Annotated in this window: 17 protein-coding genes and 1 tRNA gene; 6 read left to right on the top strand and 12 right to left on the bottom strand. The window is 62.0% G+C overall.

Annotation, left to right across the window (positions count from 1 at the left end):
- The first annotated feature begins 20 nt into the window (after positions 1-20).
- Positions 21-671 carry an OmpA family protein gene (locus FJW10_RS26570; RefSeq protein ID WP_112099652.1) on the top strand — a complete coding sequence of 217 codons (651 nt, stop codon included), beginning with the start codon at positions 21-23 and terminating at the stop codon, positions 669-671.
- A 251-nt stretch (positions 672-922) separates the two neighbouring features.
- Positions 923-1,531, top strand: a complete 609-nt coding sequence (locus tag FJW10_RS26565; protein ID WP_140902273.1) for a hypothetical protein — start codon at positions 923-925, stop codon at positions 1,529-1,531.
- 95 nt (positions 1,532-1,626) lie between these two features.
- On the opposite strand, the gene FJW10_RS26560 is transcribed toward FJW10_RS26565, so the two are convergent.
- The 7 genes from FJW10_RS26560 to FJW10_RS26525 all read right to left on the bottom strand — a co-directional run bounded on the left by FJW10_RS26560 (position 1,627) and on the right by FJW10_RS26525 (position 9,177).
- Complete coding sequence (locus FJW10_RS26560; RefSeq protein WP_181177673.1) at positions 1,627-3,180, bottom strand: DEAD/DEAH box helicase; 1,554 nt, start codon at positions 3,178-3,180, stop codon at positions 1,627-1,629.
- Positions 3,181-3,370: 190 nt separating this feature from the next.
- On the bottom strand, positions 3,371-4,144 hold the full coding sequence (locus FJW10_RS26555; RefSeq protein ID WP_140829680.1) for an NAD kinase: 774 nt from the start codon (positions 4,142-4,144) through the stop codon (positions 3,371-3,373).
- A 488-nt stretch (positions 4,145-4,632) separates the two neighbouring features.
- Positions 4,633-5,391, bottom strand: coding sequence for an MBL fold metallo-hydrolase (locus FJW10_RS26545; protein WP_140829682.1), 759 nt, complete (start codon positions 5,389-5,391; stop codon positions 4,633-4,635).
- A 3-nt stretch (positions 5,392-5,394) separates the two neighbouring features.
- A complete protein-coding gene (locus FJW10_RS26540) occupies positions 5,395-6,459 on the bottom strand; it encodes an ABC transporter ATP-binding protein (RefSeq protein WP_140902272.1) in 1,065 nt (354 codons plus the stop codon).
- Complete coding sequence (locus FJW10_RS26535) at positions 6,456-7,238, bottom strand: ABC transporter permease (protein ID WP_140829687.1); 783 nt, start codon at positions 7,236-7,238, stop codon at positions 6,456-6,458. Before FJW10_RS26535 ends, FJW10_RS26540 begins: the two co-directional genes overlap by 4 nt.
- Positions 7,239-7,240: 2 nt before the next feature.
- Complete coding sequence (locus FJW10_RS26530; RefSeq protein ID WP_140902271.1) at positions 7,241-8,083, bottom strand: ABC transporter permease; 843 nt, start codon at positions 8,081-8,083, stop codon at positions 7,241-7,243.
- An 8-nt stretch (positions 8,084-8,091) separates the two neighbouring features.
- Entirely contained in the window at positions 8,092-9,177 is a 1,086-nt protein-coding gene (locus FJW10_RS26525; RefSeq protein ID WP_140902270.1) for a spermidine/putrescine ABC transporter substrate-binding protein, read from the bottom strand.
- 93 nt (positions 9,178-9,270) lie between these two features.
- On the opposite strand from FJW10_RS26525, the gene FJW10_RS26520 reads away from it, so the two are divergent.
- Complete coding sequence (locus tag FJW10_RS26520) at positions 9,271-9,885, top strand: TetR/AcrR family transcriptional regulator (RefSeq protein ID WP_140829693.1); 615 nt, start codon at positions 9,271-9,273, stop codon at positions 9,883-9,885.
- A 49-nt stretch (positions 9,886-9,934) separates the two neighbouring features.
- On the opposite strand, the gene FJW10_RS26515 is transcribed toward FJW10_RS26520, so the two are convergent.
- From FJW10_RS26515 to FJW10_RS26495, 5 genes are all read right to left on the bottom strand, one after another.
- Entirely contained in the window at positions 9,935-10,153 is a 219-nt protein-coding gene (locus FJW10_RS26515; protein WP_140829695.1) for a hypothetical protein, read from the bottom strand.
- Positions 10,154-10,162: 9 nt separating this feature from the next.
- Positions 10,163-10,390, bottom strand: coding sequence for a hypothetical protein (locus tag FJW10_RS26510; RefSeq protein ID WP_140902269.1), 228 nt, complete (start codon positions 10,388-10,390; stop codon positions 10,163-10,165).
- An 8-nt stretch (positions 10,391-10,398) separates the two neighbouring features.
- Positions 10,399-10,644 carry a hypothetical protein gene (locus FJW10_RS26505; protein ID WP_140657593.1) on the bottom strand — a complete coding sequence of 82 codons (246 nt, stop codon included), beginning with the start codon at positions 10,642-10,644 and terminating at the stop codon, positions 10,399-10,401.
- 83 nt (positions 10,645-10,727) lie between these two features.
- A complete protein-coding gene (locus tag FJW10_RS26500) occupies positions 10,728-11,429 on the bottom strand; it encodes a Crp/Fnr family transcriptional regulator (RefSeq protein ID WP_140829699.1) in 702 nt (233 codons plus the stop codon).
- A gap of 330 nt (positions 11,430-11,759) precedes the next feature.
- Positions 11,760-11,835 (bottom strand) — tRNA-Thr (locus FJW10_RS26495).
- A gap of 150 nt (positions 11,836-11,985) precedes the next feature.
- On the opposite strand from FJW10_RS26495, the gene FJW10_RS26490 reads away from it, so the two are divergent.
- From FJW10_RS26490 to FJW10_RS26480, 3 genes are all read left to right on the top strand, one after another.
- Positions 11,986-12,153, top strand: a complete 168-nt coding sequence (locus FJW10_RS26490) for a hypothetical protein (RefSeq protein ID WP_140902268.1) — start codon at positions 11,986-11,988, stop codon at positions 12,151-12,153.
- 175 nt (positions 12,154-12,328) lie between these two features.
- On the top strand, positions 12,329-12,544 hold the full coding sequence (locus tag FJW10_RS26485) for a hypothetical protein (RefSeq protein ID WP_140902267.1): 216 nt from the start codon (positions 12,329-12,331) through the stop codon (positions 12,542-12,544).
- Positions 12,545-12,748: 204 nt separating this feature from the next.
- Positions 12,749-13,057, top strand: coding sequence for a BA14K family protein (locus FJW10_RS26480; protein ID WP_140829703.1), 309 nt, complete (start codon positions 12,749-12,751; stop codon positions 13,055-13,057).
- Positions 13,058-13,061: the final 4 nt, after the last annotated feature.

Here is a 13,061-nt window from a genome sequence, read left to right as displayed (position 1 = left end):
ATTGGAGAGGGACCAATCTCATGAAGAAGACTGTGCTCGTCGCCGTGGCGACGGCTCTATTGGTGAGCGCCTGCACCACTACCGATCCGTATACCGGCGACCAGAAGATCTCCAATACGGCAGCCGGGGCCGGCCTCGGCGCGCTGGCAGGCGCCAGCCTCGGTCTGCTGGCCGGCGGCAATGACCGCCGCAACGCCCTGATCGGTGCCGGCATCGGCGCGCTCGCCGGCGGCGCGATCGGCGCAACGATGGACCAGAACGAGGCGGAGCTTCGCCGTCAGCTGCAGGGCACCGGCGTCAGCGTCACCCGCAGCGGCGACCAGATCATCCTCAACATGCCGTCCGACATCACCTTCAATGTCGACCAGGACGCGGTGAAGCCGGGCTTCTATCCGGTGCTGAATTCGGTCGCGCTGGTGCTGAAGAAATTCCGCCAGACCACCGTGGACGTTTTCGGCCACACCGATTCGACCGGCGGCGACCAGCACAATTTCGATCTGTCGCAGCGTCGCGCGCTTGCCGTCGCAAATTACCTGTCCGGCCAGGGCGTCGATCAACGCCGCTTCGCCGTCACCGGCTTCGGCAAGACCCGCCCGATCGCATCCAATGCGACCGCCGCCGGCCGCGAGCAGAACCGCCGCGTCGAAATCCAGCTGTCGCCGCTCACCTGAGAGAAAACGGCGCAGAGGCGCAACTCCATCAAGGCAAACGGCCCCGTACGGGGCCGTTTTTGTTCGAAATCGTCCAAAGATGGGTCGAAGGCCTTAGGACATTAGCTTTTTCTAATTGATACTTTTCCGAAACCCGTGAAAGGACTACCATCCTGCTGTTCCAGAGGGGATGGGGTGGTCAATTGGCCGCGCACTCAACATCTACCGCCCCGGTCTTGCACGGCCAGATCAACGGAATCTGGGAGGAATGCATGACAAGAACAGCTCGCTTGGGGCGCTGCGGCGTCCTCGCTTTGGCGTGTCTTATCGGCACATCGTTCGGAGTCGCTACGGCCCGGGCCGAGGACGCCAACAAGGCCGACATCGAAGCCTTGAAGAAATCGCTGGCCAAGTATGAAGATTACACGGCCGCTGTCCGCGACCTCTATTTGTCGACCGTCGGCTGCGTCCACTACAGCGGCGAGAAGATGGACGGCGCGATGTACTATCCGAAGGGCGCGATGGGCATCCATTTCGTCAACGTCCCGAGCGTCGGCAAGCCGCTCGACCCGATGAAGCCCAACGTCCTGATCTACGAGCCGACGAAGAAGGGCTTGAAGCTGGTCGGCGTGGAATGGTTGGTGCCGCTGACACCGGACACCAAGGCGGCCCCGACATTGTTCGGCCAAAAATTCATGGGGCCGATGGAAGGCCACTATCCGCTCATTCCGAGGGAGTTCGTCCACTACGACCTGCATGCATGGCTGTTCAGGGACAATCCGAACGGTATGTTCAGTCCAACGAACCCGAACGTGAAATGCAGCAAGGCCGAGTTCCCGATGCTTGAGAAGCCGACCAAGATGATGCCGGGACCGATGTAGGCATCGCCTTTGGCTGGATTGCTTCGGGCGAAGCAGAAAAGGAAACGGCCCCGTTTAAGGGGCCGCTTTCATTCCAGGCTATGTTGGTATCGACTTCAGACCTTCGCGACGATCCGCATGAAGGCCGGCACGTCGTCGCCGAAACCGACGGTTGCGTCGTCTTCTTCCTGACGGTGGCGGCCGGGGCGGTCGCGCTGCGGGCGGGCGTCGCCGCGCTGTTCGTTACGGTTGCCTGGGCCCTTGCGCTCGTTCTCGGAACGGATGGCGTCCTTGCGGGCGCGGCGTTCGGCGATATCGGCCACTTCGGCGACGGGCTGATCCTCAAGCGCGGTATCGGGCGTCTCGTCGCGCTTGGCGTGACGGTCCTTCTTGCGCTCGCCGCGTTCTTTGCGATCGTCCTTGCGGTCCTCGTCCTTGCGGCCGGCGCGACGCGGGGCGCCGCGGCCACGGCGCGGCTGCTCCTCGCCCTCGCTCTCGGTCACGGTCGACAGGTCGCCGTCATGCCATTCGATTTTGCTGCCGATCAGCTTTTCGATGGCGTCGACATATTTCGTGTCCGAGCGCGTCGCGATGGTGAAGGATTTTCCCGAGCGGCCGGCGCGGCCGGTGCGGCCGATGCGGTGGACATAATCCTCGGCGTGGATCGGCACATCGTAGTTGAAGACGTGGCTGACATCGGGAATGTCGAGGCCGCGCGCGGCGACGTCGGACGCAACGAGATAACGCAACTTGCCGTCGCGGAAGTTGGCGAGCATCTGCATGCGCGCCCGCTGATCCATGTCGCCATGCAGCGCGCCCGCATCGAAATCATGCTTCAGCAGCGAGCGGAACAGCTCCGACACCTCGATCTTGCGATTGCAGAAGATGATGGCGTTCTTTAGTTCCGCGTCTTCGGCCTTGATCAGGTTGCGCAGGGTTTCGCGCTTGTCCCATGGCTTCGAGCCGGATTTCACCAGCCGCTGGATGATGTTGGTTGCAGCGGATGCGGCCTTGGAAACCTCGACGCGCACCGGCGCGTGCAGGAATTTTTCGGTGAGCTTGGTGATCTCCGGCGGCATCGTCGCCGAGAAGAACAGCGTCTGGCGCGTGAACGGGATCATCTCGCAGATGCGCTCGATGTCGGGAATGAAGCCCATGTCGAGCATCCGGTCGGCCTCGTCGATGACGAGAATCTCGACGCCGTTGAGAAGGAGCTTGCCGCGCTCACGGTGGTCGAGCAGGCGGCCGGGCGTGGCTATCAGCACGTCGGCGCCGCGCTCGAGCTTCTTGTCCTGCTCGTCGAATGAGACGCCGCCGATCAGAAGCGCGATGTTGAGCTTGTGGTTCTTGCCGTATTTGATGAAGTTTTCCTCGACCTGCGCGGCCAGCTCACGGGTCGGTTCGAGGATCAGCGTGCGCGGCATGCGGGCTCGCGCCCGGCCCTTTTCCAGGCGCGTCAGCATCGGCAGCACGAAGGAAGCCGTCTTGCCGGTGCCGGTCTGGGCAATGCCCAGCACGTCCTTGCCGAGCAGCGCGTGAGGGATGGCGCCGGCTTGGATCGGAGTCGGCTCGGTGTAGCCGGCATCGGTGACTGCGGAGAGAACCTTGGGCGAAAGGCCAAGGTCCGAGAATGTCAACGCTTCTTGAGCGATCGTGGTGTCTGAGGACAAGTGTTTGTTGTCTTTGTTGGTTGGGAAAATCGCGACACAGCAGCCGCGGCAGGCGCCGCGCGCCTGCAAGATCGGTGTTGCAATTAGGCGCAAGCCCTCGATTTGTCAACAGAAACGGACCGAAATACAGCGATTGTGAAGACGTAACCTTAATCGCAACGCTTAATCGAAACAGTATCGTTGCGCCGGCTCAGTAGCGGAACTGCTCGGCAAGGATGCGTTCGTTCCATGAATGGTTCGGATCGAACAGCAAGGTTGCCGTCGCCGTCGGCGATTCCCGCACGGTGACGGAAGCCACTGCCTTGACCTCGGTATGATCGGCCGCGGCATTCACCGGGCGCTTTTCGGCTTCCAGGATGTCGAAGCGTATGGTCGCCTTGTTGGACAGCAGCGCCCCGCGCCAGCGGCGCGGTCGGAAAGGACTCACCGGCGTCAGCGCCAGAAGCGGCGCATCGAGCGGCAGGATCGGCCCATGCGCCGACAGATTGTAGGCGGTGGAGCCGGCGGGCGTCGCAATCATCACGCCATCGCAGTTGAGTTCCTCCAGCCGCACCTGGCCATCGACGGTGATGCGGATCTTCGCCGTCTGGTAGGACTGGCGCCACAGCGCCACCTCGTTGATGGCCGGCGCCGAAACGGTTTCGCCGTCATGCGTCACCGCGACCATTTCGAGCGGCCGGATCGTCTCGGCGACCGCGGCGGCGATGCGTTCCTCGAGGCCGCCGGCGCGATATTCGTTCATCAGGAAGCCGATGGTGCCACGGTTCATGCCGTAGACCTTCTTGCCCGTGCTCATCGTGTCGCGCAGCGTCTGCAGAAGAAAGCCGTCGCCGCCCAGCGCAATGATGATCTCGGCCTCCGCGACAGGCACCTTCCCATAGCGCGCGGACAGGCTTTCCAGCGCCGCCCGGGCGTCGTCGGTATCGGAAGAGACGAAGGCGAAACGGTTGGAGGCTTTGCTCATGGCTCCCGGAGGGCGACCGTCTGCGGGGCCGCGCCGGCGACGGCGTAGCATGCGTCACCCATATCTGTGAAGGGCGCTGCGCTGACAGGCGGGTCACACCCGACAATCGCGCTTCGTGACAGCCGCGACATGAATGTGATGGCTGCTATGGTTAAGGCGAAGCTTAAACACTCGTAAAGCCAGATCGATCATGTTAGCCGACAGTGGATGGGTTGGCGGGGGCTGGCCAGTCGAGAGACCTGTCTATTGCCGGTAACGCGTCTGATCATAGTCTTCCTGATGATGGGAAGTTTCGCGCTCATGTTCGCTGAGCTGGTGCGTCATTCCGAAGAGATGAGCCAGCGGCCGCAGCCGACGGCTTCCCGCTGCGGCGACGCCACCGGGACACCTTGTCCGCAAAGGGCGCTTTAGAGCAATTCCAGGAAAAGTGAGCGGTTTTCCGTCCGGAATTGCGGAAAACAAAGACCAGGCTTCGCTTCCCCGGTCGCTCAGCCGCCCTGTAAGTGGCAGCCGGCCTTGCGTTTGCCCGCGACATACTCATCGATGAGTTGCCGGTAGCGCACCTTGCCGAAGCTCGGAAAATGGCCGCCATGCACGACCGAGACGTCGAGGTCGCGCATGGCAAGCAGCGTCCCGACATAGTCCTCGATATCGGAATGATAGACGTCGTCGATCAGCGGCCCGTCATAGACGATGTCGCCCGACAGCAGGATGCCGGTCCTTTTCTCGTAAAGCGCGATGCCGCCGGGCGAATGTCCAGGCGTGTGGATGACCTCGAAGGCGCGGTCGCCGAGGTCCACAACGTCGCCGTGCTCGAGCAGCCGGCCCGCCGGTGCCGGCAGGATCAGGTAGCGCGCCGTATCCCAACCTGCCGGCGCGCCGTCGAACATCTCCTCATTGGCGTAACGGTCGGCGACCGTCCATTCGTTGCGCGGATCGGCAAGGATTTGGGCTTCGGCCGAATGCACGCAGCGATCGGGGAATTCGTGATGGCAGCCGATGTGGTCGAAATGCGTGTGGCTGGCGACGCAGGTCAGCTTGCGCTCGCTCACCAGCGGCACATGGCGCCGTAGGCTGAAATGGCCGAGGCCGGTATCGAACAGCAGGTCTCGGTCGCGCCCGCGCACATGCCAGATGTTGCAGCGGAAGAACGGCTTTATCCACGGCTCATGGATGAGCGTGACGCCGTCGCCCATGCGGATGGTTTCGTACCAGTCCGGAGCCTCGATGACCGGAAGCATACCCATGGATCAGTCCGCCAGCAGGATGATGTCTTGAGCGTTGCATGAAACCCGGATCGTGTCGCCTGGCTGAACGGTGGCGGAAGCGGGAGCCTTGGCGATGAACTGCAATGCCGGGTCCAGCATCGAGGTGGCCAGCACGCGCTTGAAGCTGCCCTGGAAGACGACATCGCCGACCTTGGCCGTGCCTAGCGCGACATCGCTTTTTACTTCGCCGAGGACCAGGTGCTCGGGCCGGATCGCGAGCGCGACCGTGGCGCCGGCAGACGACGCGCCGGGCAGTGAAATCGGCCCCACCGCCGTCGAGGCCCTGACGGTCCCGTTCCTCGCCTCGGTGACCGTGCCGGCAAGGATCGTGCTCTCGCCCATGAAGGTAGCGGAAAAACGCGTCGCCGGCCGCGCATAGACCCGCTCGGGCGGGCCTTCGTCCTCGATGCGTCCGTCATTCATCACCACGCAATGGTCGGCCAGCGCCATCGCTTCTTCCTGGTCGTGGGTGACATGGATGAAGGCGGTGCCGACGCGCTTCTGGATCGCCTTCAACTCGTCCTGCATCTGCCGGCGCAGCTTCAGGTCCAGCGCGCCGAGCGGCTCGTCGAGCAGAAGCACCGCAGGCTCGATGACCAGCGCGCGGGCGAGCGCCACGCGCTGGCGCTGGCCACCGGAAAGCTGATGCGGCTTCTTGTCGAAGGCGGCCGCCAGCCCGACAAGCGCAAGTGCCTCGCGCGCCTTCGCCGCCCGGGTCGCGCCGTCCACGCCCTGCATGCGCAGCCCGAAGCCGACATTGCCGCCGACGCTCATATGCGGAAACAGCGCATAGTCCTGGAACACGGTGGTTGTTGGGCGCTTGGCCGGCGGCACGGCGGTGCAATCCGCGCCACGAATGAAGACCTTGCCTTCGCTGGGCATGACGAAGCCGCCGAGGATCGAAAGCAGCGTCGTCTTGCCGGAACCGGACGGGCCGAGCAGGATCGTATAGCTGCCGGGCTCGATCGCCAGCGAGACGTTCTTCAGCACCGGGAGCTGGCCGAAGCGGTGCGAGACGTTGCGGATGTCGACCAAGGGCGCGCTCATGCCGGCTTTCTCCGCAACAGCGTCAGTTCGAAAAACACCACCAGGACGATGGAAACGGCAAAGACCAGCGAGCCGACGGCATTGGTCTTGGGATTGAGGCCGGAGCGCAGGAGGTTCCAGATCTCCACGGGCAGCGTCGTCTCGAAGCGGGTGAGCAGGAAGGAGATGACGAACTCGTCCCAGGAAAACGTCATCGACAGGAAGAAGCCGGCGAAGATCGCCGGCGCCATGACTGGCACGGTGATCATGAGCAGCACCTTCCATTCGGCGGCGCCGAGGTCGCGCGCGGCGCGCTCGATGTTGATCTGGTGATCGCCCATCTGGCTGTAGATGATGGCGAAGCAGAGCGGCAGGTTGATCACCACATGACCGATGCCGGCCGCAAGCAGCGATTTGGGCACGCCTGCCCAGTTGAACAGCACCAGCAGGCCCATGCCGATGATGAGGTAGCTGACGGTGAGCGGCAGCGTGATCAACCCGCGCAGGATGGCCGAGCCCGGCAGCACGAAACGGGCAAAACCCCAGGCGGAGAGAAAGCCGAGCGTGACAGAGGCAAGCGAGGAGAGCACCGCCACCAGCAGCGAATTGACCAATGCCGAGGTGAGCCGCGCATCCGACAGCACCGCCTGGTACCAGCGAAGCGATGGGCCGGTGAAGGGCGGGATGGGGAAGGAAGTTGCCTGCAGCGAAAACAGCACCAGCACGACCACCGGCAAGAAGATGAAGCCGTAGACGGCGATGGCGTAGACCCAGGCGGCGAGGCGGACGGCTGCGCGCATGATCAGGCCCGCTCGATCTTCAGCCAGCGCGCGCAGGCGAGATAGGCGATGGTGACGACGGCCATCAGGATGATCGACAGCGCGGAGGCCAGCGGGAAATCGCCCCGGCGGCCGATCTGCATCATGACGAGCTGCGGCATGACGAGTTCGTTGTTGCCGCCGAGGATCTGCGGCGTGATGTAGTCGCCGATGCAGAGCACGAAGGTCAGGAACGCGCCGACTATGATACCGGGCAAGGTGAGCGGCAGCACGACATGCAGGAAGGTGCGCACCGGCCCGGCGCCGAGGTCTGCGGCCGCCCTGCGGTAGCTCGGGCTGAGCTGCTTGAGATTGGCGAAGATCGTCAGCGTCAGAAGCATGACGAAGAAATGCACGAAGCCGGTGACGGTAGCGAAGCGCGTGTTGGCGAGCTGCAGCGGTTCGCCGATCAGGCCGATGCCGGTCAGCGCCCGGTTGATGACGCCGTTCTGCGCCAGCACCAGCAGCCAGGAATAGGAGCGCACGACATAGGAGGTCCAGAACGGCAGTACGGCCAGCATCAGCGCCAGCCGCTGCCACCGTTCCGGCACCATCTCGGCAAGGATCCAGGCAAAGGGATAGGCGAGCAGGATCGAGATCACGGTGACGATGGCCGTGACCTCCAGCGAGTTGACCATCGCCCGCCAGTAGGACGGGTCGGTGAAGAACTGGCTGTAATTGGCTAAAGTGAAGCCGCCTTCATGCGCCGTGAGGCTGGAAAACCCCATGGCGATGAAGGGCAGCACGAAGAATGCACACGTCCATGCCAGCGCCGGCGTGACCAGCGCCCAGGGCAGGGCACGCGAATTGTTTCCCGCGGATGCCATAGGCCGATTTACTGCGCCTGCAGCATCTCGGTCCACATGTCCTGCATCTTCTTGTCGAGATCGGCGTTCGGCGCCGGATAGGCCTGGGCGCGGGCAAGGAAGCCGGGCTGCTCGTCGAACCGCAGGATCTTCTTCTGATCTTCGCTTAGTGCCGCCTTCTTGTTCGACGGCATGCCCCAGTAGCAGGAGGAGGTGGCAAGCCGCGCCTGGCCTTCCGGGCTCATGATGTACTGGATGAACTTCAGCGCCACGTCCTGGTTCTTGGAATCCTTGAACATGGCGAGCGACTGCGACCACAGCACGGCACCCTCTTTCGGGATAGAGAAATCAAGCGCCGGATTCTCCTTGGCAAGGCCGGCCGTGACCCACTCGCCGCCGCCGACCAGGATGTCGACTTCGCCGGTGGCTAACGCGGTCTGGCTGGCGGTGACTTCGCCGACCAGCTTGGCATTGGCCTTCATCTTGAGCAGCTCGGCCTTAAGGGCAGGCAGATCGGTCTCGGTGAGGTCGGCGGTCTTCTTGCCGATGGCCAAAGCGGCCATGCCGATCACCGGCAGGTAATAGTCGTAGATCGCGATCTTGCCCTTGTATTTGTCGCTGGTGAGCGAGGCGAGCGACTGCATGTCGGCCGGATCGACCTTGGTCTTGTTGAAGCCGATCGTGTTGTAGCCGAACTTTTCGGTGATGCCGTAGCGCTTGCCGTCGACGACAGTCGACTTATCCATCTTCACTTCCGGAAAGAGGTCGACGAAGGGCAATTTGTCCTCAGGCAACGGCTCGAACAGGCCCTTTTCGACACCGCGCGGCACGTCGATGCTATCGATCACCATCACGTCCCAGTCGCCAGGCTGCGACTGCTCGACGATGGCCAGCCCCGCGCCTGTGCCCTCGAACTCCTTGACGTTGACCTTGACGTTGTTGGCCTCCTCGAAGGGCTGCAGCAGTGCCGGATCGGAATGATCGCACCAGATCAGCGCATTGAGGTCGGCGGCTTGGGCGCCACCTGCTGCGACGAGCAGCGCCGCCGCGGCCGCGCAGGCGGCTGAAAGATGAGATTTCAGAATGGAAAGCGGATTCCGGGCATTGACGGTCATCGAGTGTTCTCCCTGCCTTTGCTGGCTTGTTGGAAGAAAAGTTGAACCAATTCCAAAATTGAGTCAATTATGATTTGTAGCAGAGAGGCTGGTATGAGCGGATTGCGCGAACGGCAGAAGGCGGACCGGCACCGCCGCATCATCGATGCGGCGACGGAGCTTTTCCGCGAGGCCGGCTATGAAGGCGCCAAAATCGAGGCGATCGCCGCACAGGCTGAAGTCTCGATCGGCACCATCTACAACTACTACCAGAACAAGGGCGACATCCTCGGCGCCATCGTGTCGATGGAAGTCAACGAGGTGCTGAATGCCGGGCGAGGGGTGGTCGCCAGCCCCCCTGCCAATGTCGGCGACGCGCTGGACACGCTGATCGGCATCTACATCGAGCACTCGCTGAATTATCTGAGCAAAGAGATGTGGCGCCAGGCGATGGCGATCTCGACCCAATTGCCCGACAGCCCCTTCGGCCAGGCCTATACGGCGCTCGACCGCGCGCTAACCGAGCAAATAAGCGCCCTGATGGCGCGGCTGCAGGAGATCGGCCTGGTGCGGCCGGACATCGACGGGCCGGCGGTGGGAGAGCTGATCTTCAACAACATGAACATGATGTTCATCGAGTTCGTCAAGCGCGACGAAGCAAGGATACCGGAGCTGCGCGCGGCGGTACGAAGGCAGAACCGGATTTTGGTGTCGGCGATTGGGGTGTGAGCCCTCAGGAAAGGTCCCGGCATGCAAGATTTCGCTTGATGAGCGGGGGCTAATCGAGCTTCAGGATGCGCCCCTTGTCGAGGCGGAATATTCCGTCATTGCCGCCCTGGGACTCAAAATCGGTCTGCAAATCGTCCCATGTGCCGAGATATTGCCCGCAATCAGCGCACCCGATTGGCGTTGAAGGCTGGGCGTCGGACGGGATCTGGAGGCGGATCGTCCCGCAAAAGGGGCACTCCAAAAGGTGATCCAGATATGCGCCTGCCATTGGCTTCATTCAGGGAACCTCGGCGTCGAATTCAACCGCAAATCCTGCGTCGATCGCGGCTCGTGCGATGTGATCGCCAAGTTGCCAATCCGTCAACTCGCAGAGTGGGAACATCTCTCTCACGGCATGGACAGAGTCGGCGACCGAAATGCTGGGGTCGTCGATCTTATCGATCAGGTAGCGGACAATCGCCTGCCGAACGTCCGACGAAATGGCTGTCTGGGCGACCGTGAGCATCTCCGACCCTACGAATGGAGCCGCATTTCCTCGCCTTCGGCCATCGTTGCGTCGAAGGCCACGGGAATGCCGTGAACGATGCAGGCTGCCGCCAACATACCCTCCAACTCGTGGTCGCTGGTTCTGCAGGCAGGCATAAGTGTCCGGATGGCGCGGATTGCCTGTGAGATGGAAAGGAACCGGGCTCGACCCCTGGAAAGGACATAGGCCTCGGTCGCCTTTTCAACCGTGACGCTGTGAAAAGCGTTGGTCATTGCAAGTTCCTCCCTGCACCCAAACCAACGTGATTTACGCCCTATTTTCAGCGGCCATCAAGCATATGTACGCTTCCGGACAATCAGCCGGAGACAATGCCGAAATGGCGTTGCTCTTCCTCGCCATAGGCACCGTGTGTGAGCTTTATCAGTCCGCTGCGATCGACGATCGCGATCTCGCCGCGTCTGGCTTGGACCAGCCCCCGATACTCAAGCATTTGCAGGGCCGTTGTGACCCCAGGGCGCCGGGCGCCAAGCATGGTCGCTAGAAATTCGTGCGTCAGGTAAATCCTGCTTCCTGAAGAGCGATCGTGGACCATGAGCAGCCACCGAGCCAGTCGCTCCTCGATCTTCGAGTGGCCGTTGACCAGCGCGGTCCGGGAGGCCTGGATGAGGAAGGCGTTGGCATAGCGAAGCAACGATCGGCCAAGGGTCGGGCTTTTTGCGAGGGCCGTGCGAAGGTTTTCAACCGGCAGGCACCAGCCCTGGCCAGCGATCTGAATATAGGTCTCGTTGGGAGAGCTCTCCTGGCCGAGAATGACCGTAACACCCGTCATACCATCGTGGCCGATGATGCCGACTTCGCTTTGGCGCCCCCCAGTCATGGTAGCGACTACCGAAGCGATCCCCGTCTCGGGAAAATACACCTGCTCTATCGGCTGATAGGGGACCTCTAGCTGTTCTCTGATGCCCAGTTCGACGTGATGCATCGACGGCTGCAAGAGGGCGAAATCGTCACGGGCGAGGGATTTCAGTACGTGGTTGCGAAAAGTGGATTGAGGCATGGCTCTTCTCCCGTTGCGGGCAAGAGCACTTTCCTCTCACGGTCGGCTGCATCCGTACGTGTCTGGCGGCCGATATCGAAAGCATAGGCTTCGGACGGCCGATTAGCAACGACGGCTCGTTTGCATGCCAAACTCTGCCTGCCGGAATTCGCATCGTTCGCTTGATGATTTGCGCGGTGTCACAAGCCTTGGCTGGGGCGGCACGTTACCCCTGCGTATACCCCTTAATCCCCGGCGTTGAAAAAGATAGCGGCTTTGCAAAGTGTTGGGCGCCCGCCGCCTCAAGTGCCGCGTTTAGATTTGCGGGGGAAGACTGGAAGACTGACTTTCTGGTGCCCCCGGCAGGGATCGAACCCGCGACCTTCGGTTTACAAAACCGCTGCTCTACCAGCTGAGCTACAAGGGCATGGCGCTCCGGTAGCATATTTCGTGCGCCAGTAAAGACAAAACTCCGTTTCGGCTTGCCAACGGACCCGGCGCTAAGCCGGCATGCTGAAAAGCAGCGCGCCGCTTCCTACATCCTCTTCAGGTGCAATCGCATCGAACGGGGTGCCGCATGATCAGATTCGTCATCATCCTGCCGCTCATCTTCGTGACGTGGCTTCTGCTGGTTAAGGTCGTCAGCGATCTGAAGAAGGCCAATATCGACTGGACCGGCGTCGCCACCTTCGTCGGCTTCATCGTGCTGGCGTTCTGGCTGAGGCACGTCACGGGGATGGGATAGAGTGAGTAATCAGTAGTCGATAGTGAGTAGTGAGTATTTGTCGCCAGCCCTGCAGCCTTCTACTCACTATTGACTACTGACTATTCACTCGATCCTTCGAACCTTTTGCCGCTTCGCCACGACTGATCTCCCGAGAGGCGAATGGTCGCCTCGATCAAGGATCCAGGAGATCATCATGTTGAAGCGTACCCTTACGTCCGGCCTCGTCGCCGTTTTCGTTGCGACCGGCGCGCTCGCCGCCACGGTGGAAGCGTCCTCGGCCCATGGCAATCATCATCATCATAACCATCATCACCACAATCATCATCACCACAATCATCACGGCAAGCCCTGGTGGTGGTGGCACCACAATCATCATCACCACCACGGCAAGGTGATCATCTTCCTTTGACGAGAAGACCATTTGTCTTCGAAGGGCGGCCTCGGGCCGCCCTTCTTTGCATTTCGGGCGATCGGCAGTCGGAGGCGGGAGAAAGGCCGCGAAAATCGTCGGCGAAAAAATCTCGAAAAATCTTCGAACCTTTTTTCGGCTTGCTGCGACCCATGATCAAGAGGCGGATGGTTCGCCTCTCCACCGAAACCCCAGGAGATCGTCATGTTCAAGCGCACCATCGTTTCCGGCCTCATCGCCACCTCCGTCGCCGCCGGCTCGCTCGTCGGCACCGTCCAGCCTTCGGCCGCCCACGACCATCATCACCGCCGCGAGCTCGGCATCGGCATCGCCGCCGGCGTCGGCGGTTTCGTGCTCGGCAGCCTGCTCGCCCAGCAGCCCCGCACCGTCTATGTCGAAGACGGCGGCTACGACTCGATCCACGTTCGCCGTTGCTACGCCCGCTACGCCAGCTACGACGAGCGCTCCGACACCTATATGAGCTATGACGGTCCGCGCTATTGCCGGCTCTGAGAGA

Origin of the sequence: Mesorhizobium sp. B4-1-1 (assembly GCF_006439375.1) — a bacterium.
Lineage (GTDB): Bacteria > Pseudomonadota > Alphaproteobacteria > Rhizobiales > Rhizobiaceae > Mesorhizobium.
This window is presented reverse-complemented; position numbering and strand designations above follow the sequence as displayed.